The following is a 17,876-nucleotide window of genomic DNA, read 5'->3' as shown; positions in this document are numbered from 1 at the left end:
CCTCCCCCGCGCCCGTGCCGCCTGCGCGGCTTGCCTGATCCCATTCCGACCCGAACACTATGAAACCATCCATGCTGGCCAAGCTGGACCAACTGGCCAACCGCCTCGTCGAACTGGACGAACTGCTGGCGACCGAAGGCGCCACCTCGAACATGGAGAGCTTCCGCAAGATGAGCCGCGAGCACGCCGAGCTCGGCCCGCTGGTCGCCGTCTACCACCAGTACCAGAGCGCCCAGGACGACATCGCCACGGCGCAGGAGATGTTGTCCGACCCGGAGATGAAGGAGCTGGCCCAGGACGAGATCGAGTCCGCCAAAGAACGCCTGGCCCAGCTCGACCTGGAGCTGCAGAAGATGCTGCTGCCGAAGGACGAGAACGACGAGCGCAACATCTTCCTCGAGATCCGTGCCGGCACCGGCGGCGACGAGTCGGCCCTGTTCGCCGGCGACCTGCTGCGCATGTACACCCGCTACGCCGAACGCAACCGCTGGCAGGTCGAGGTGGTGTCGGAATCGCCGTCGGACCTGGGCGGCTACCGCGAAGTCATCGTGCGCATCATCGGCAACGGCGTGTATTCGAAGCTGAAGTTCGAGTCCGGCGGCCACCGCGTGCAGCGCGTGCCGGCCACCGAGACCCAGGGCCGGATCCACACCTCGGCCTGCACGGTGGCGGTAATGCCGGAAGCGGACGAGGTCGAGGACGTGCAGATCAACCCGGCCGACCTGCGCATCGACACCTACCGCGCGAGCGGCGCCGGCGGCCAGCACATCAACAAGACCGACTCCGCAGTGAGGATCACCCACCTGCCGACCGGGATCGTGGTCGAATGCCAGGACGACCGCAGCCAGCACAAGAACAAGGCGCAGGCGATGAAGGTCCTGGCCGCGCGCATCAAGGACGTGCAGCTGCGCGAACAGCAGAGCAAGGAAGCGGCCACCCGCAAGAGCCTGATTGGCTCCGGCGACCGCAGCGAACGCATCCGCACCTACAACTTCCCGCAGGGCCGCCTGACCGATCACCGGATCAACCTGACGCTATATAAACTGGACATGATCATGGACGGCGACCTGAACGAGCTGACCAACGCCCTGTCCGCCGAACACCAGGCCGAGCTGCTGGCCGCCCTCGGCGACTGACGAACATCAAACCGGGGTCAGACTCCCGATTCTGGAAAGAGCCTGCCGGATATTTCCAAAAATCGGGCTCTGACCCCGGTTTGATTCAGGCCAAGTTAAGTCTCGCCGTGCGAAAATCGAAAGATTGCCATCACAGGAAATTCCATGCTCAGTTCGCGTAACGCCCTGCTCCTGATCGCCGCCGTCAGCATTGCCCTGGTCGGCGCCGCCCTCTATCTGCAGCACGCCAGGGACATGCTGCCCTGCCCGCTGTGCGTGATCCAGCGCTACCTGTTCCTGGGCATCGCGATCTTCAGCCTGATCGGCGCCTTCGCGAACAAGATCAAGGCGCTGGGCGCGCTCGCGCTGCTGTGCGCGCTGGGTGGGCTGGGCGTGGTGGGCAAGCACCTGTACGTGCTGGCCCATCCGGGTTTCTCATGCGGGATCGACCCCATGGAAACCGTGCTGAACAAGATCCCGACCGCGACTGCCCTGCCCTGGCTGTTCCGCGCCGATGGCCTGTGCGAAGCGGCCCAGGACACGGTGCTGGGCCTGAACGTGCCGCAGTGGTCGGCCGTCTGGTTCGCGATCCTGACCGCGAGCCTGGTCTGGGTGCTGGCGCGCCGCGTACGCTGATGACGGTCCAACCCGGCACCAGCCTGCGCGAGCTGCAGGCCAGCCTGCCCCTCGATCCGCTGGAAAACCGCATCCTGCTGTGCCACGCGACCGGGCTGTCGCGCGTGCAGCTGATCACCCGCGCCGAGCAGGCCCTCGATGAAGCGCAGGCCGCGCGCCTGGAGACGCTGGTGCGGCGCCGCCTGGCGGGCGAGCCGATCGCCTACATCGTCGGCAAGCGCGAGTTCTTCGGCCTCGACTTCGAGGTCAGCGACGCGGTGCTGATCCCGCGTCCGGACACGGAACTGGCCGTGGAACTCGCCATCGAGCGCCTGCCGCAGAACGGCCGCCTGCTCGACATGGGCACCGGCAGCGGCGCGATCGCGGTCGCCGTCGCGCACGCGCGCCCGGACGCTGCCGTGACCGCGCTGGACGTCAGCGAGGCGGCCCTCGAGGTCGCGCGCCGCAACGCGGCGAATAACCAGGCCCGCGTGCGCTTCCTGCGCAGCGACTGGTTTTCCGCGCTCGACGCCAACGAGAGCTTCGAGCTGATCGTCTCGAACCCGCCCTACATCGCCGCCGGCGACGAACACCTGTCCCAAGGCGACCTGCGCTTCGAACCGGCCGGCGCCCTGACCGACCATGCGGACGGCCTGTCGGCGCTGCGCGCCATCGTCGGCGGCAGCCCGCGCCACCTGGTCCCCGGCGGCTGGCTGCTGATGGAGCACGGCTACGACCAGGCCGCAAGCGTGCGCGCGCTGCTGGAGGCCGGCGGCTACCTCGATGCGCAGAGCTGGCGCGACCTGGCCGGGATCGAACGCGTCAGCGGCGCCAGGTTCGCCGGGTCATAGCCACCTCGACCCACCTAGATCCATGCCGGCGCGGGCCTGCGGCCCTGTTTGTTACAATGACCCGCTCACTTCCCGGAGCCCTGCGATGCCTCGACTGCCCGCGCCCCGGCTGTTCGCGGCCCGGCTGACGTTTCCCCTGTTCACCGCCACCCTGCTGGCCGCCGCCTTCCTGCTGGCGTCCCCGCGCGCCGGCGCTGCCGACGGCGCCAAGGAACAGGCGCGCGCCCTGTTCGAACGCGACTGGCAGTGGCGGCTGAAGCACGAGCCGGAGTTCGCCACCTCGGTCGGCGACCACCGCTACGACGGGCAGCTCTCCGATACCTCGCTGTCCGGCGCCGCCCGGCCCCTGGAACACGACCTGCACATGCTGGAGCTGGCGCGCCAGCTCGACCGCAGCCAGCTCGGCGGCCAGGACCTGGTATCGCTCGACCTGTTCGCCGCCGACAAGGAAAGGCGGCTGGCGCAGGCTGCCTTCGTGCCCTTCGACCCGCAGCCGATCACGGCGCGCGACGGCATCCACATCCGCCTGCCGCAGCTGGCCGCGCAGATGCCCTTCGTCACCGAGGACAACTACCGCGCCTACATCGCCCGCCTGAACGCGGTGCCGCGCCACATCGACGGCATCGTCGAGCAGTTGCGCGAAGGGATGCGTAGCGGCTGGACCGCACCGAAGGTGGTGATGGCCGGCCTGCCGGCCCAGCTGCGCGCACTGCGCGAGCACCTGGGCGACGGCGCGCTGTCCGCCCCCTTCCGCCGGCTGCCCGCCACCATTCCCCAGGAAGTGCGCGACAAGCTGGCGCTGGACGGGCAGGCCGCCGTCGCCGGCCTGGCGCCCAGCCTGCAGCAGCTCGAGGACTTCGTGCGCAACGAGTACCTGCCGGCCGCGCGGTCGAGCATCGCCGCCTCCAGCCTGCCCGGCGGGGCCTCGTGGTATGCCTTCCTGGTAAAAAGCGCCACCACCACCAACCTGACCCCGGCCGAGATCCACGACCTGGGGCTGAAGGAAGTGGCGCGCATCCGCGCCGAGATCGCGGCGCTGGTGCCGCGCACCGGCTTCCGCGGCAATCTGGCGCAATTCATCGCCTTCGCGCGCAGCGATCCGCGCCTGTTCTTCAGCGACGCCGACGCGCTGCTGAACCGCTACCGGCGCACCCTCGCGCGCGCCGGCAGCCACCTGCCGCTGCTGTTCAACGCGGTCCCGTCCGACGAACTGGCGGTCAAGCCGGTGCAGGCCGCCGGCGCCGAGGACCAGGGCGCGGCCTATTACGAAGCCGGCAGTCCGGACCGCGTGGCGGCGCTGGTGATCAACACCGCGCGCCTGAACACCCGGCCGATGTGGGAGATCGAGACCCTCGCCCTGCACGAAGGCGTGCCCGGCCACCACCTGCAGGTCGCGCGCGCCCAGGCGAATGCCGCGCTGCCGGCGTTCCGGCGCTACGGCTGGTACAACGCGTACGGCGAAGGCTGGGCCCTGTACGCGGAGAGCCTGGGCCCGGAACTGGGCCTGCTGCGCGACCCGTTCTCGCGCTTCGGCTACCTGGCCGACGAGCTGTTGCGCGCGGCGCGGCTGGTGGCCGACACCGGCATCCACGCGCTGGGCTGGTCGCGCCAGCAGGCGCTCGACTACCTGAACGCGAACACCGCGAACCCGCCCTCCGACAACGAGGTCGAGGTCGACCGCTACATCGTCCGGCCGGGAGAAGCGCTGGGCTACAAGCTCGGCCAACTGCGTATCGCCTCGCTGCGGCTCGAAGCCCAGTCGGCGCTCGGCGCGCGCTTCGACCTCCGCGCCTTCCACGACGCCGTGCTGGACAACGGCGCCCTGCCGCTGGATATGCTGGCACGCCAGGTCAGGCGCTGGATCGCCGCCCAGATGCCTGCTCCGGCACCTGCGCCAGCCCCCGCGCCGGTCACGAATCCTTAACAAAATCGTCATAATCTGCGGAATTGAGGGGGTCCCGGCGCGCTTGGCATTTTTCGGTTACTCTCTGCACCTCATCGGCAGTACAAGAAAGGAAAAACCGTGTCGAATCAATTGAATAGGCGCCTGGCCCTGCTGGACGACGACGCCCATCGCGGCCTGCTGCAGCAGGGCCTGCGCGGCATCGAGCGCGAGACCTTGCGCGTCGACGGCCAGGGCCACCTGGCACGCACGCCTCATCCGGTGCAACTCGGCTCGGCCCTGACCCACCCGCAGATCACCACCGACTACGCGGAAACCCTGCTCGAATTCATCACCCCGACCGAGCACGACATCGGCCTGGCCATCCACCGCCTGGACGCGATCCACCGCTACGCCTACAGCAAGCTGGGCGACGAGATGCTGTGGAGCCAGTCGATGCCGTGCGAGCTGCCGTCCGAGGAAGAGATCGAGATCGCCTGGTACGGCAGCTCGAACATCGGCATGCTCAAGCACGTCTACCGCCGTGGCCTGGCGCTGCGCTACGGCAAGGCCATGCAATGCATCGCCGGCATCCACTACAACTACTCGCTGCCGGAACAGCTGTGGACCCTGATCGCCCAAAGCGAAGGCATCATGGAAGAACGCCGCCATGCGCTGCGCGACTTCCAGTCCGAAAGCTATATCGCGACGATCCGCAACTTCCGCCGCTACAGCTGGCTGCTGATGTATTTGTTCGGCGCTTCTCCGGCGCTGGCCAAGGGCTTCCTGCGCGGCCGCCCGCACCAGCTCGAGACGCTGTCCGACGACACCCTCTACCTGCCGTACGCGACCAGCCTGCGCATGAGCGACCTGGGCTACCAGAACGACGCCCAGTCCGGCCTGCGCCCGCACGAGAACAGCCTGGAGAGCTACGTCACCTCGCTGATGGATGCGGTCAACCGCCCTTATCCGCCGTATGCCGAACTCGGCACCAAGAAGGATGGCGAGTGGATCCAGCTGTCGACCAACATCCTGCAGATCGAGAACGAGTACTATTCGACGATCCGCCCGAAGCGCGTGATCCGGACCGGCGAGCGCCCGGTGCAGGCGCTGTGCAACCGCGGCGTGCAGTACATCGAGGTGCGCTGCCTGGACGTCGATCCGTTCGAACCGGTCGGCATCGCGCTGGAAACCGGCCGCTTCCTGGACGCCTTCCTGCTGTTCTGCGCGCTCGAGGAAAGCCCGAAGATCAATGCGATGGAAGGACAGATCCATGCGCGCAACTTCGCCCGCACCGTGAAGGAAGGCCGCCGCCCCGACCTGACGCTCACCCGCGACGACCAGGAAGTGCTGCTTTCGGACTGGGCGCTGGAACTGATCGAGCGCATCCGCCCGCTGGCCGAGCTGCTGGACAGCGAACACAATGTCAAGGGCGTGCACGTCGAGTCGCTCGACGCGCAGAAGGCCAAAGTACTGGACCCCACGCTGACGCCCTCGCACAAGGTGTTGGCGGCGGTGCGCGAACTCGGCTCGTTCGCCAAGTTCGGCCTGCAGCAGAGCGCGCTGCACGCGCAAGCCTTCCGCGCCGACGCCCTGATGCCGGCCGAGGTGGCCGTGTTCGACGAGATGGCGCGGGTGTCACTCTCCGAGCAGGAGCAGATCGAGCGCGCCGACACCGGCAGCTTCGACGATTTTGTTGCGGCTTATAACAGCAGTACACTGTGCTGTAACAGCTGAAGCCAGCCAGGGCGGACCTTGCTCACCTTTTACAACGAACACCACTCCCAACATGCCGCCCGCTACGAAATGTTGCGCGGCGAACGTGTCCCGTGTTCGGAAAAGCCCGAGCGGGCCGACCTTGTCGTCGCGGAACTGAGCCGGCGCGGCCTCGGCCGGATCGTCACGCCGCACGGGGTGCCGCTGGTGTCGCTGGAGCGGGTGCACACGCCGCGCTACCTGCACTTTCTGCGCAGCGCCTGGAGCGAATGGCTGCAGCTCGACCCGCGCAATGCGGAGCGCGATGCCTTACCCTCCGTGTGGCCGATCCGCACGATGCGCCATGACGTCGAGCCGGACAATTTTACGGCCCGCCTCGGCCTGTACTCGATGGACAACGGCAGCCCGCTCACGGCCGGCGCCTGGGTCGCGGCCAAGACCGGGGCCGACTGCGCCGTCAACGCGGCCCACGCGCTGCGCCTGGGCGAGCACGGCAGCTTTGCGCTGACCCGTCCGCCCGGCCACCACGCGGGCGCGGATTACTTCGGCGGCTACTGCTTCCTGAACAATGCGGCGCTGGCGGCCCAGCACCTGCTGGACGACGGCCTGCAGCGCGTCGCCATCCTCGACATCGACTACCACCACGGCAACGGCACCCAGAGCATTTTTTATCATCGCAAGGACGTGCTGTTCACCTCGATCCACGCCGATCCGCGCCAGGACTATCCCTTCTACCTCGGCCATGCCGACGAAACGGGTGCAGGAGAAGGCCTCGGCTACAACCTGAACCTGCCGCTGCCGCACGGCGCCACGGCCGCCCAGTGGTTCGCGGCATTGGAATCGAGCTGCCTCAAGATCTCGATGTTCGCGCCGCAGGCGCTGGTGGTGTCGCTGGGTGTGGATGCCTTCGGCGGCGATCCGCGCTCGCACTTCAATCTCTCCAGCGCGGACTTCCTGCGCATCGGCGAGCGCATCGGCTACCTCGGCCTACCCAGCGTGTTCGTGTTCGAAGGGGGTTCCGTCGTGCCCGAGCTTGGCATCAACGTGGTCAACGTACTCGAAGGCTTCGAGACGGCGGCCTGAACAAACAATTGTCTATATAAATAAACGTATGATTACTTGGCAATGGAGCGGCTTCGCCGACCTGACGGTCGCGCAGCTGTATGCAATGCTGGCGCTGCGCCAGGAAGTGTTCGTGCTCGAGCAGACCTGCCTGTACCCGGACATCGATGGCCTCGACCCAGGCGCCCACCACCTGCTCGGCTGGCGCGACAAGGGCGGCAAGCCGGAACTGGTGGCCCACCTGCGCTGCCTGGCGCCGGGTGCCAAATACGAGGAGATGTCGATCGGCCGCGTGGTCACCAGCCCGGCCGCGCGCGGCACCGGCCTCGGGCGCGAGCTGGTAGCGCAGGGCATCGCGCTGGCGCACCAGCTGCACCCGGGCCACGCGATCCGCATCGGCGCCCAGGCTCACCTGGAGCGCTTCTACGCCGGCTTCGGTTTCGTCACCGTCTCCGAACCCTACGACGAAGACGGCATCCTGCACATCGATATGCTGCTTACTTGAGCAGGCCGGACTTCTGCGGATCCGGCATGCGGATCGCCACAATGCAGGCCAGCAGGCACATGAAGCTGACGTACCAGTAGAAATACGACTCGGTGCCGGCCTGCTTGAACCACAGGCCCATGTATTCGGCCGAACCGCCGAAGATGGCATTGGCCACCGCGTAAGACAGGCCCACGCCCAGCGCGCGCACTTCGACCGGGAACATCTCGGCCTTGATCAGGCCCGAGATCGAGGTGTACAGGCTGACGATGGCCAGCGCACAGACGATCAGGACGCCCGCCATCACCGGGCTGGTGACGCCGCGCAGCGTGAACATGATGGGCGCGGTGCAGATCGTCGCCAGGGCGCCGAAGGCGATCATCGACGTTTTACGGCCGATGCGGTCCGACAGCGCGCCGAACAGCGGCTGCATGGCCGCGTAGATCAGCAGGCACACGGTCATGATGGCGCTCGCGGTCTTGGTGTTCATGCCCACTGTGTTGACCAGGTACTTCTGCATGTAGGTGGTGAAGGTGTAGAAGATCAGCGAACCGCCGGCGGTGAAGCCGAGCACTGTCACGAAGGCGCGCGGATGCTTGCGCAGCAGTGCGGCCACGCTGCCGGCGGCCTTGTTCTTGCGCTCGCTTTCGGTGGTGGTCTCGTGCAGCGAGCGGCGCAGGTAGAGCGACACCACGGCCGTGGCGGCGCCGACCACGAAGGGAATGCGCCAGCCCCAGGCCACCAGTTCGTCGTGCGACAGGAACAGCTGCAGGATGCCCAGCACCAGCAGGGCCGCGAGCTGGCCGCCGATCAGGGTCACGTACTGGAACGAGGCATAGAAGCCTTTACGGCCCGGCTCGGCCACCTCGCTCATGTAGGTGGCGCTGGTGCCGTATTCTCCGCCCACCGACAGGCCCTGGAACAGGCGCGCCACCAGCAGCAGCGCCGGCGCCGCCGTACCGATCGCGGCATAGGTCGGCAGCACCGCGATCATCAGCGAGCCGCCGCACATCATCAGCACCGAGATCATCATCGAGTTGCGGCGGCCGTAGCGGTCGGCGATGCGGCCGAACAGCCAGCCGCCGATCGGGCGCATCAGGAAACCGGCGGCGAAGATGCCGGCGGTGTTCAGCAGCTGGACGGTGGGATCGGCCTTCGGGAAGAACGCGGACGAGAAATACAGCGCGCAGAACGAGTAGATGTAAAAGTCGAACCACTCGACCAGGTTGCCCGACGACGCGCCGATAATCGCGAACACTCGCTGGCGCGGCGTGAGGTCGTGGATTGCTTGGGCTTCTATATTGTCCGCTGTTGCTGTCATTACTCTCTCCGGTTTCCGTTATTACGCCGCGGCGTGGGCGCGGCCAAGGAGCAAGCATATCATTTACTCACGATGCACGTTCCATAAGCTCCCGGCTTCCACGGGTGTTCAGAACCTGATGACGAAGCGCGCCCCGCGCCCGACCGAGCGCGCATGGTGCACCGTGCCGCCATTCTCGTGCACCAGGTGGCGCACCATCGCCAGGCCGATCCCGCCGCCCTGCTTCTTGGTCGTGAAGAAGGGGGTAAAGATGTGCCCCGCCAGCCCGTCCGGCACGCCGGGGCCGTTGTCGCTGACTTCGATGCGCTGGCGGGCACCACGCACCAGCCGGGCGCGGCGATCCAGCGCTACCTAGGGAGGTTCGTCGAGCGTGCCCCGATCGGGGGCCTGCGCGAGTAAGAGGGGCTACGCGGCGTCAGCAGGTGGCGCCGCAGACTTTCACCAGCTCGACGTCGAATACCAGGTCGGTGTTCGGTGGGATATTCTGGCTGCCGCTGGGGCCGTAGCCGAGCACGGAAGGGATCACGATGGTGCGCTTGCCGCCCACCTTCAGGCCCTTCACGCCCTGGCTGAAGCCCTGGATCACATTGCCGCCGACGATGAACTCGTAGGGACCCCTGCCCGCGCTGGTATCGAACTGCGCGCCCTTGTTGCCGGCGGCGCTGGCGCTGTACAGCCAGCCCGTGTAGTTGACCAGCACATGGCTGCCGGCGGCCGCTTCGGCGCCGGTGCCGACCACGGTATCGGTGATCTTGACGGTGGCGGCCGGGTTGCTCGCGTTGCCGCTGCCGGAATCGCCACCGCCGCCGCCGCAGGCGGTCAGGCTCAACACGGCGGCGAAGGCGGCGGCCAGCGGGAAGGACAACAGTTTCATGGTGCTCCTTGAAATGATCGAAGTTTAATCAGGCAAACTCCGACCATAGCAAGGGCCGCCGGGACTGTCTGTGCAAGGACTGTGCGGAATTTGTACGGCTTTGTCCTTAAATCTCCACCTGCGTGCCCAGTTCGATCACGCGGTTGGCCGGGATCTGGTAGTAATCGGCGGCGGTGCGCGCGTTGCGCTGCATGAGCACGAACAGGTGCTCGCGCCACGGCATCATCCCCGATCCCGGTACCGAGATCACGGTCTGGCGCGCGATGAAGAAGGAGGTCTCCATCATCTCGAATTCCAGGTTTTGCAGGCCGCACAGGCGCAGGATGTCGGGAATGCAGGCCTCGTCCTTGAAGCCGTAAGCGACGTTCAGCTGGTAGCAGTTGTGGCCCAGCGCTTCCACCTTCACCTGCTCGGATTCGGGCACATAGGGTTCCTCGCGCATGTGCACGGTCAGGAAGATGACGCGCTCGTGGAGCACCTTGTTGTGCAGCAGGTTGTGCAGCAGCGCGTGCGGCACGCCGTCGGTTTCGCCGCGCAGGAAGATTGCGGTGCCGGCCACGCGCGTCGGCGGGCCGACGAACAGCGACTGCAGGAAGTCGTCGAGCGGGATCGCATGCTTTTCCAGGTTCTCGAACACCAGTTCGCGCCCGCGCTTCCAGGTCAGCATGGTGGTCAGCAGGATCGCGCCCAGCAGCAGCGGGAACCAGCCGCCGTGCAGCAGCTTGAGGGTGCTGGACGAGAACAGCATCACGTCCATGATCATGAAGAAGCCGGTGGCGCCAAAGCACAGCCACAGCGGCAGGTGCCAGCGGTAGCGGATCACGAAGAAAGTCAGGATCGTGGTGGCGAACATGGTCGCCGTCACCGCGATCCCGTAGGCGCCGGCCAGCTTGTCGGACGAGCCGAAGCCGATCACCGCGATCAGCACCACCGACAGCTGCAGCCAGTTGACGGCCGGGATGTAGATCTGGCCGATCTCGCTTTCCGAGGTGTGCATCACGCGCATGCGCGGGAGGAGCCCGAGGGCGATGGCCTGCTTGGTCATCGAGAAGGTGCCGGAAATGGTGGCCTGCGAGGCGATCACCGCCGCCATCGTCGACAGCACCACCAGCGGCAGCACGCTCCAGCTGCCGAGCTGGCGGAAGAAGGGATTTTCCAAGGCATCCGGATGCGTGATCAGGAGGCCTCCCTGGCCAAGATAGTTCAGCGCCAGCGCCGGGAACACGACCATGAACCAGGCCATGCGGATCGGCTTCTTGCCGAAGTGGCCCATGTCGGCGTACAGCGCTTCGGCGCCGGTGAAGGCCAGCACCACCGCGCCCAGCGCGACCAGGGCGACGAAGCGGTTGCGCAGCATGAACTCGAAGGCGTGCAGCGGGTTCAGGGCCTGCAGGATGACGGGAGCCTGGGCGATGTTGATCACGCCCATCACGGCCAGCACCGCAAACCAGACCAGCATGACGGGGGCGAACCAGCGGCCGATGCCGGCGGTGCCGTGGCGCTGCACGCTGTACAGGATCACCAGCACGATGATGGTCAGCGGCACCACGTATTTTTCCAGGCCGGGGGTGGCCACTTCCAGGCCCTCGATCGCGCCCAGCACCGAAATCGCCGGCGTGATCACGCTGTCGCCGTAGAACATGGTGGCGCCGAACACACCGATCAACATCAGCACGTAGTGCCAGCGCGAGCCGCGCGTGACCGAGTTCAGGGCCAGCGCCATCAGGGCCATGATGCCGCCCTCGCCGCGGTTGTCGGCACGCAACACCAGGGTCACGTACTTGAGCGAGACGATCATCGTCAGGCCCCAGAAGATCAGCGACACGATGCCCAGCAGGTTCGGCGTGGTCAGCGCCAGGCCGTGGGCCGGATCGAAGATGGTCTTCAGGGTGTACAGCGGGCTGGTGCCGATGTCGCCATAGACGATGCCGACCGCGGACACGGTCAGCGCTGCGATGCTGCTTTTCTTATGTTGCGCCGTCAAGATTTCACCGTTGCTTGTTTTGGTGCGTTGCACAATAGAATATTGAACGTGGAAAGACAAGCTGAATTCCGTCTTTCAAGGACGCCATTGTCTCAGCGAATAGAAAAATGGCAAGCTCGCCAGCAAGCCGGTCCCAGTTCAGGGATAATGTCGACCCTCGTCACATCCCCCGCGATCCCATGCGTACCGGCATTCTTTCCGCCGCCTCGGCCTTTTTGTGCTGGGGCCTGTTCCCGCTGTATTTCCACGCCATCGGCGAGGTGCCGCCGCTGCAGATCCTGGCGCACCGCATGCTGTGGTCGCTGCTGTTCCTGCTGATCGTGCTGGCCGTGCGCCGCCAATGGGCCTGGCTCAACCTGGTGCGCCAGCCGCGCATCTTCTGGAGCTTCGTCGCCTCGGCCGTGCTGCTGAGCGTGAACTGGCTGATCTATATCTGGGCGGTCAACAACGGCCACGTGATCGAATCCAGCCTGGGCTATTTTATCAACCCGCTGGTGAACATCTCGCTCGGCTACCTGCTGCTGAAGGAACGCCTGCGGCGCGCGCAGTGGATGGCGATCGCGGTGGCGGCGCTGGGCGTGGCTTGGCTGACCTGGCAGGCCGGGGCCGTGCCCTGGATCTCGCTGGCGCTGGCGCTATCCTTCGGCGGCTACGGCCTGCTGCGCAAGACCGCGGCGCTGGGCGCGCTCGAGGGCCTGTCGTTCGAGACCATGGTGCTGTTTCCGGTGGCGGGCGCCTACGTGCTGTGGCTGACCATGCACGGCCAGAATGCCTTCATCAACACGGAATCGACCACCACCCGCCTGCTGCTGGCAGCGGCCGGGCCGATCACCGCGATCCCGCTGCTGCTGTTCGCCTCGGGCGCGCGCCAGATCCCGCTGTCGGCGCTGGGCCTGCTGCAATACCTGTCGCCGACCCTGCAATTCCTGCTCGGCGTGTGGCTGTTCCACGAACCGTTTTCGGCCGACCGCCTGGTCGGCTTCGTACTGATCTGGCTGGCGCTGGCACTGTTCGCCGCAGAGGGCCTGCTGCGCCGCCCGTCAAGCGCAACCACCAAGCAAGCTTAAGCAGCATCAAACCGGGGTCAGACTCCAGTTTTGGGCAATTTCCTAAAACCGGAGTCTGACCCCGGTTTTTTACAGTATCCTGTCGTCCTTATTTCTCATCGAATTTACCAATATCACATGGCCAATTACGTCTACACCATGAACCGCGTGGGCAAGATCGTCCCACCGAAACGCCAGATTCTGAAGGACATCTCGCTGTCCTTCTTCCCGGGCGCGAAGATCGGCGTGCTGGGCCTGAACGGCTCGGGCAAGTCGACCCTGCTGAAGATCATGGCCGGCATCGACACCGACATCCAGGGCGAAGCGCGCCCGATGCCGGGCCTGAACATCGGCTACCTGCCGCAGGAGCCGCAGCTGGATCCGGACAAGACCGTGCGCCAGGAAGTGGAAAGCGGGCTGGGCGAAGCCTTCGAGGCGCAAGCGAAACTGGAAGCCGTGTACGCCGCCTACGCGGAAGAAGACGCCGATTTCGACGCCCTGGCGAAAGAGCAGGAGCGCCTGGAATCGATCATCGCCGCAGCCGATGGCGGCAACCTGAACCTGCAGATGGAAATGGCCGCCGACGCGCTGCGCCTGCCGCCGTGGGACCAGAAGATCAGCGTGCTGTCCGGTGGCGAGAAGCGCCGCGTGGCACTGTGCAAGCTGCTGCTGAGCAAGCCGGACATGCTGCTGCTGGACGAGCCGACCAACCACCTGGACGCCGAATCGGTCGAGTGGCTGGAGCAGTTCCTGCTGCGCTTCCCCGGCACCGTGGTGGGTATCACCCACGACCGCTACTTCCTCGACAACGCCGCCGAATGGATCCTGGAACTGGACCGCGGTTCGGGCATTCCGTGGAAGGGCAATTACTCGTCCTGGCTGGACCAGAAGCAGGCACGCCTGAAGCAGGAAGAAGCGACCGAATCGGCACGCCAGAAGGCACTGCAGAAAGAACTGGAGTGGTCGCGCCAGAACCCGAAGGCACGCCAGGCCAAGTCGAAGGCCCGCTTGGCCCGCTTCAATGAGCTGAGCGAATACGAATACCAGAAGCGCAACGAGACCCAGGAGATTTTCATTCCGGTCGCCGAGCGCCTGGGCAACGAAGTCATCGAATTCAAGAACGTCAGCAAAGCCTTCGGCGACCGCCTCCTGATCGACAACCTGTCGTTCACCGTGCCGCCGGGCGCGATCGTCGGCATCATCGGCCCGAACGGCGCCGGTAAGTCGACCCTGTTCAAGATGATCGCCGGTAAAGAACAGCCGGACAGCGGCGAAGTCGTGATCGGCCAGACCGCGAAAGTGTCGCTGGTCGACCAGCATCGCGATGAGCTGGCCAACAACAAGACCGTGTTCGAAGACGTCACCGGCGGCGCCGACATGCTGAGCGTCGGCCGCTTCGAGATGCCGTCGCGCGCCTACCTCGGCCGCTTCAACTTCAAGGGCGCGGACCAGCAGAAGGTGGTCGGCAACCTGTCGGGTGGCGAACGCGGCCGCCTGCACCTGGCGAAAACCCTGCTGCAAGGCGGCAACGTCCTGCTGCTGGACGAACCGTCGAACGACCTGGACGTCGAAACCCTGCGCGCACTGGAAGACGCGCTGCTGGAATTCGCCGGCAGCGTGATGGTGATCTCGCACGATCGCTGGTTCCTGGACCGTATCGCGACCCACATCCTGGCTTTCGAAGGCAACTCGCAAGTCACCTTCTTCAACGGTAACTACCAGGAATACGAAGCCGACAAGAAGAAGCGCCTGGGTGAAGAAGGCGCGAAGCCGAAGCGCATCCGCTACAAGCCGCTGTCGAGCTAAATGCTTGCTGCATGAAAAAATCCCCACATTGTGGGGATTTTTTTTGACCATCCAAGCATCCGGCTGATGTTCCGCAAACACTTCGGGGGGCGCGCACGATAGGCGAAAAATGTTGGAAGGACTTGCAAAAGTGTAAGATAATTTCAAATTATCAATTCATTAAGATGTCGACCATTCATGCAAGTTCACCTTACGTACGATGTCGAGATCTGGGCCGATGGTTGGACCGACATGGCGGCCCGCTTGCCGGCGGCATTCCGTCGCCTCACGTACGGCCCGCCGCCGCACGAGCGCGGAGCCCTGCCGGTCAACCTGCAGATCCTGCGCGACAACGGGCTGCGGGCGGTGTTCTTTGTCGAGCCGCTGTTTTCCTACTACTACGGACTGGACGCCCTGCAGGAAATGGTCGGACTGATCATGGAGGCGGGTCAGGACGTGCAGATGCACATCCATCCGGAATGGCTGGACGAACTGCCCAACGAGATCGTCCCGCGCCGCAAGAAGACGCCGATGCTGCACCGGTTTTCGCTGGACGAACAGGCCGCGATGCTGGACGCTGCCGCCGGCCGCCTGGTGGAGGCCGGGGCGCCGCGCCCGACCGCGTTCCGCAGCGGGAACTACTCGGCCAACGCCGACACCTTGCGAGCGCTGGCGCGCATCGGCGTCAAGGTCGACTCCAGCATGAACGCCTGTTTCGATTTCCCGTATCCGGACAAGGGCAGCGCGCGCTCGCTGCACCCCTCGCACATCGAGGGCATCGCCGAGTACCCGGTGACGCTGTTCCGCGACGGATTCGGGCGCGTACGCCCGATGCAGATCACCGCCTGCTCGCTCGCCGAGCTGGTGCAGGGCCTGACGCGCGCGCGCGACCAGGGCCTGCCGGCGGCGACGCTGGTATCGCACAACTTCGAACTCCTGAGCGCCGACCGCCGCAGCGAAGACCGGATCGTCACGCGCCGCTTCGCCGGCCTGTGCGAATGGCTCGGCCGCAACGCGGCGCAGTTCCCGACCGCGTCCTTCGATCCGTCCGTGGTCCCGGCGGCACCGCCGGACTGGGAGCTGCCGCAGGTGTCGCCGCTGGCCACTGCGCAGCGCTACGTGGCCCAGGCCGCGCGCCGGCTGGTGCACTGAGATGGGGGCAAGAATGAATCCATGGCAAATGCGTGACGTGCCGTTCAAGTTCCAGCTGAGCGACTGGACCTTGTTCCAGACACCGATCCGCCTGCAGTTGCGCTCGATCGGGCTGGCCGAGGCGGGCAATCCCGAGGGCATCGCCATTCCCGGCGAAGACCAATTGGTGCCGGGCAGCCAAGGCTTCGCGCTGCGGCGTCTGCCGGTCGACGAAGCACTGCCGCGCGTAGCCCGGTCCGGCCCGTTCCTGCGTTACGTCCCGCTGCAGTACCAGCACTGCTACATCGACCTGAACACCTCTTTCGAGGAGTACCAGAAGAAGTTCTCGTCCAAGACGCGCTCGACCATCAACCGCAAGATCCGCAAGTACACCGAGCACTGCGGCGGCACCTTGAAATGGCATTCTTACCGCCGCCCGGACGAGGTCCCGGCCCTCTTCGAGCTGGCGCGCGCCGTGTCGAAGCTGACCTACCAGGAAAAGCTGCTGGACGCGGGCCTGCCCGACACGCCCGAGTTCATGGAGCGCGCCCGCGCGCTGGCCGCCAGTGGGCAATTGCGCGCTTACGTGCTGTTCGACGGCGAGCGGCCGGTCTCCTACCTGTATTGCCCGGTCGAGGACGGCGTCGCCATCTACGCCTACCTGGGTTACGACCCGGCCTACATGCATCTGTCGGTCGGCACCGTACTGCAGTGGCTGGCGCTGGAGGAGATGTTCAATGAAGGCGGTCTGCGCTACTTCGACTTCACCGAAGGCCAGTCCGACCACAAGCGCCTGTTCGCCACTCACCAGCGCCAGTGCGCCCACGTATTCCTGGTGCGGTCCACGCTGCGCAATGCCGCCATCGTCCGCGGCCACGCGCTGATGGACCGCTTTTCCGGCTGGGCAGGCCAGCTGCTGGACCGTTATGGGGTCAAGGCAAAAGTGCGCCGGCTGATCCGCGGACATGGCTGAGGGGGGCGACATGGCTGAGGGACTCGATGTGGCATCCGATGTGCTGGCGCGGCGCGGTTTCGTGCGCGCGCATACCGCTGCGGCGTGGGAACAGGCCTACTTGCCCGGCAATGGCTGGCGCGGCCCGCTGGCGGTGGTCCGCGCCCCGGGCGCCGAGGTCGCGTTCGCGCGCAAGCGCGCAGGCAAGCTGGACCTGTGGGCGCTAGGCGGCTACTACTGGCCGTGGCGCGGCGTGGCCGTCGAGCCTGGTGCCGGCGAGCAGGCACTGGCCGGGCTCGCCGCCGAGCTGACCAGGCGCCCGTGCGGCGCCATGCTGCGCATGGGACCGCTCATCGACGGCGACACCGATACCCAGCGTTTCATTACCCTGTTGCGCGCGCACGGCTGGCGTGGCCTGAAACAGGAAAGCGGGCAGGTGTTCGAGCTGACCCTGCCAGCGTCGAAGGAGGCGCTGCAGGCGCAGGTCAGCGGATCGCTGTGGAAGAACATCGCCTACCTGCGCCGCCGCCTCGACAAGCAGGGCGCGGTGACCACGGAACGGCACCGGCTCACCGGAAGCTGCGCCGCATCGCTGTTGCAGCGCGCAGCGCTGGTCGAGCAGGCCTCCTGGGTTGGCCAGCAGGGCAAGGAAGTCAAGCTCGTGGGTGTGCAGAATCAGGCTTACTGGTCGCGGCTCGCCCAGCATGGCGACGGGCCGGAGGTCGTGCTGTGGCTGCTGTCGTGCGGCGGCCGCGAAATCGCCTTTTCGCTGCACCTCGAACATGGGCAGACGATGTGCATCGTGGCCAACGGCTATGACGAGGCGTGGAAGGCGTCCAGCCCGGGCTCGCTGCTCTCGCTCGACATTTTCCAGGACGCGATCGAGCGCGGCCTGCGCCTGGTGGACTGGGGCCAGGGCGACTCCGGCTACAAGCAGCGCTGGGGCGCGCAGCCGGGCGCGCGGATGATGGACCTGATCCTGTTCCGGCCGGGACTGGTCGGCGCAGTCGGGTACCGAATGCTGAAAACGGCCTTGTCCGGCTGGGAGCCGCTCTAGC

The 17,876-nt window shown here is 66.1% G+C and carries 16 protein-coding genes; 12 read left to right on the top strand and 4 right to left on the bottom strand.

Going from position 1 to position 17,876, the window contains the following annotated elements; all coding sequences use genetic code 11:
• Positions 1 to 59: 59 nt before the first annotated feature.
• The 7 genes from prfA (at position 60) to ACI48D_RS06695 (ending at position 7,746) form a co-directional block, all read left to right on the top strand.
• A complete protein-coding gene (gene prfA, locus ACI48D_RS06725; protein ID WP_435570442.1) occupies positions 60 to 1,136 on the top strand; it encodes a peptide chain release factor 1 in 1,077 nt (358 codons plus the stop codon).
• Positions 1,137 to 1,280: 144 nt separating this feature from the next.
• Entirely contained in the window at positions 1,281 to 1,751 is a 471-nt protein-coding gene (locus ACI48D_RS06720; protein ID WP_435570441.1) for a disulfide bond formation protein B, read from the top strand.
• Positions 1,751 to 2,581 carry a peptide chain release factor N(5)-glutamine methyltransferase gene (prmC, locus tag ACI48D_RS06715; RefSeq protein ID WP_435570440.1) on the top strand — a complete coding sequence of 277 codons (831 nt, stop codon included), beginning with the start codon at positions 1,751 to 1,753 and terminating at the stop codon, positions 2,579 to 2,581. Before ACI48D_RS06720 ends, prmC begins: the two co-directional genes overlap by 1 nt.
• Before the next feature lie 85 nt (positions 2,582 to 2,666).
• Positions 2,667 to 4,505, top strand: coding sequence for a DUF885 domain-containing protein (locus tag ACI48D_RS06710; protein ID WP_435570439.1), 1,839 nt, complete (start codon positions 2,667 to 2,669; stop codon positions 4,503 to 4,505).
• A 99-nt stretch (positions 4,506 to 4,604) separates the two neighbouring features.
• The gene (gene gshA, locus ACI48D_RS06705; protein ID WP_435570438.1) at positions 4,605 to 6,200 is read left to right on the top strand and encodes a glutamate--cysteine ligase; all 1,596 of its coding nucleotides are present in this window, start codon (positions 4,605 to 4,607) and stop codon (positions 6,198 to 6,200) included.
• Between the two features lie 18 nt (positions 6,201 to 6,218).
• Entirely contained in the window at positions 6,219 to 7,262 is a 1,044-nt protein-coding gene (locus ACI48D_RS06700; RefSeq protein ID WP_435570437.1) for a histone deacetylase family protein, read from the top strand.
• Positions 7,263 to 7,290: 28 nt separating this feature from the next.
• Positions 7,291 to 7,746, top strand: a complete 456-nt coding sequence (locus ACI48D_RS06695; RefSeq protein WP_435570436.1) for a GNAT family N-acetyltransferase — start codon at positions 7,291 to 7,293, stop codon at positions 7,744 to 7,746.
• Here ACI48D_RS06695 and ACI48D_RS06690 read toward each other — a convergent pair.
• From ACI48D_RS06690 to ACI48D_RS06675, 4 genes are all read right to left on the bottom strand, one after another.
• A complete protein-coding gene (locus ACI48D_RS06690; RefSeq protein WP_435570435.1) occupies positions 7,739 to 9,046 on the bottom strand; it encodes an MFS family transporter in 1,308 nt (435 codons plus the stop codon). The two genes, ACI48D_RS06695 and ACI48D_RS06690, sit on opposite strands and share 8 nt — an antisense overlap.
• A 108-nt stretch (positions 9,047 to 9,154) precedes the next feature.
• Complete coding sequence (locus tag ACI48D_RS06685) at positions 9,155 to 9,370, bottom strand: ATP-binding protein (protein WP_435570434.1); 216 nt, start codon at positions 9,368 to 9,370, stop codon at positions 9,155 to 9,157.
• A gap of 91 nt (positions 9,371 to 9,461) precedes the next feature.
• Positions 9,462 to 9,920, bottom strand: coding sequence for an FKBP-type peptidyl-prolyl cis-trans isomerase (locus ACI48D_RS06680; RefSeq protein ID WP_435570433.1), 459 nt, complete (start codon positions 9,918 to 9,920; stop codon positions 9,462 to 9,464).
• A 106-nt stretch (positions 9,921 to 10,026) separates the two neighbouring features.
• On the bottom strand, positions 10,027 to 11,904 hold the full coding sequence (locus tag ACI48D_RS06675) for a potassium transporter Kup (RefSeq protein ID WP_435570432.1): 1,878 nt from the start codon (positions 11,902 to 11,904) through the stop codon (positions 10,027 to 10,029).
• Between the two features lie 179 nt (positions 11,905 to 12,083).
• On the opposite strand from ACI48D_RS06675, the gene rarD reads away from it, so the two are divergent.
• The 5 genes from rarD to ACI48D_RS06650 all read left to right on the top strand — a co-directional run bounded on the left by rarD (position 12,084) and on the right by ACI48D_RS06650 (position 17,875).
• Positions 12,084 to 12,971, top strand: coding sequence for an EamA family transporter RarD (gene rarD, locus ACI48D_RS06670; protein WP_435570431.1), 888 nt, complete (start codon positions 12,084 to 12,086; stop codon positions 12,969 to 12,971).
• Positions 12,972 to 13,088: 117 nt separating this feature from the next.
• Positions 13,089 to 14,756 (top strand): energy-dependent translational throttle protein EttA, encoded by a 1,668-nt coding sequence (gene ettA, locus ACI48D_RS06665; RefSeq protein WP_435570430.1) that lies wholly within the window; start codon positions 13,089 to 13,091, stop codon positions 14,754 to 14,756.
• A gap of 177 nt (positions 14,757 to 14,933) precedes the next feature.
• Complete coding sequence (locus ACI48D_RS06660; RefSeq protein WP_435570429.1) at positions 14,934 to 15,887, top strand: hypothetical protein; 954 nt, start codon at positions 14,934 to 14,936, stop codon at positions 15,885 to 15,887.
• Positions 15,888 to 15,900: 13 nt separating this feature from the next.
• A complete protein-coding gene (locus ACI48D_RS06655) occupies positions 15,901 to 16,839 on the top strand; it encodes a GNAT family N-acetyltransferase (protein WP_435570428.1) in 939 nt (312 codons plus the stop codon).
• Positions 16,840 to 16,849: 10 nt separating this feature from the next.
• Positions 16,850 to 17,875: a GNAT family N-acetyltransferase gene (locus ACI48D_RS06650; protein ID WP_435570427.1), complete on the top strand. Its 1,026-nt coding sequence runs from the start codon at positions 16,850 to 16,852 to the stop codon at positions 17,873 to 17,875.
• Position 17,876: the final 1 nt, after the last annotated feature.

This window comes from Massilia sp. LXY-6 (assembly GCF_051233485.1).
In the GTDB taxonomy this organism is placed as follows: domain Bacteria; phylum Pseudomonadota; class Gammaproteobacteria; order Burkholderiales; family Burkholderiaceae_D; genus Telluria.
The sequence above is the reverse complement of the archived record's forward strand: the minus strand, read 5'-3'. Positions and strand labels throughout refer to the sequence as shown.

What these genes read in the sequence shown, in the direction of transcription:
- ACI48D_RS06695 (WP_435570436.1), top strand. Translation starts at nt 7,291, where the DNA reads ATGATTACTTGGCAATGGAGCGGCTTCGCCGACCTGACGGTCGCGCAG.
- prmC (WP_435570440.1), top strand. Translation starts at nt 1,751, where the DNA reads ATGACGGTCCAACCCGGCACCAGCCTGCGCGAGCTGCAGGCCAGCCTG.
- ACI48D_RS06655 (WP_435570428.1), top strand. Translation starts at nt 15,901, where the DNA reads ATGAATCCATGGCAAATGCGTGACGTGCCGTTCAAGTTCCAGCTGAGC.
- ACI48D_RS06720 (WP_435570441.1), top strand. Translation starts at nt 1,281, where the DNA reads ATGCTCAGTTCGCGTAACGCCCTGCTCCTGATCGCCGCCGTCAGCATT.
- ACI48D_RS06650 (WP_435570427.1), top strand. Translation starts at nt 16,850, where the DNA reads ATGGCTGAGGGACTCGATGTGGCATCCGATGTGCTGGCGCGGCGCGGT.
- ACI48D_RS06680 (WP_435570433.1), bottom strand. Translation starts at nt 9,920, where the DNA reads ATGAAACTGTTGTCCTTCCCGCTGGCCGCCGCCTTCGCCGCCGTGTTG.
- ettA (WP_435570430.1), top strand. Translation starts at nt 13,089, where the DNA reads ATGGCCAATTACGTCTACACCATGAACCGCGTGGGCAAGATCGTCCCA.
- rarD (WP_435570431.1), top strand. Translation starts at nt 12,084, where the DNA reads ATGCGTACCGGCATTCTTTCCGCCGCCTCGGCCTTTTTGTGCTGGGGC.
- ACI48D_RS06660 (WP_435570429.1), top strand. Translation starts at nt 14,934, where the DNA reads ATGCAAGTTCACCTTACGTACGATGTCGAGATCTGGGCCGATGGTTGG.
- ACI48D_RS06710 (WP_435570439.1), top strand. Translation starts at nt 2,667, where the DNA reads ATGCCTCGACTGCCCGCGCCCCGGCTGTTCGCGGCCCGGCTGACGTTT.
- ACI48D_RS06690 (WP_435570435.1), bottom strand. Translation starts at nt 9,046, where the DNA reads ATGACAGCAACAGCGGACAATATAGAAGCCCAAGCAATCCACGACCTC.
- prfA (WP_435570442.1), top strand. Translation starts at nt 60, where the DNA reads ATGAAACCATCCATGCTGGCCAAGCTGGACCAACTGGCCAACCGCCTC.